Below are 481 nucleotides of genomic sequence, written 5' to 3' on the forward strand. Positions count from 1 at the left end.
TCCTTAGCAACACACCGTTCCACTTCCTCTCCAGTGATGACCAGCAACGCTCGATCGGGTTGTACTTGCTGTGATACGGCGGATAGTACACCAAGCGGATCTCCAACCCCGACCAGTCTGCGAACTCGACCATCCGCTTCAAGAACTGCGTCCGTCGCCCTGAGTTCTTGGGCCCGTTGTCCAGATAGATCACCAGACGTTTGATCCCCCGGTGGCCTCGCCTCACTCGCTGCCACCAGAGCCGCAAAACATCCACCCAGGCGTCGCTCGTCTCGCGTGAGCCCATGACCAGCATCAACGCGCCGGTCGCGACCGTCAGGATCCCGAACGGGACCACCTTCTCCTTCGCCGGAGGGTCATGGTCCCATCCCTTCTCCACCTCACCTCGGCTGTCTGTCCGGGTTTTTCCCCCCCCGGGAGTATTCCCCCAGGCTCACCTTCGCCTTCGTGTCCATCGAGATCTCCAGGGTCTCCGGGTCAT

1 protein-coding gene is annotated in these 481 nt (G+C 61.1%); it reads right to left on the minus strand.

From position 1 onward, the window contains the following. Positions 1 to 379: ISAzo13-like element transposase-related protein (locus ACYOEI_RS41130; protein WP_462856482.1), on the minus strand; the 379-nt coding region annotated here is incomplete at its 3' end. Positions 380 to 481 lie beyond the last annotated feature (102 nt).

This window comes from Singulisphaera rosea (assembly GCF_054877945.1).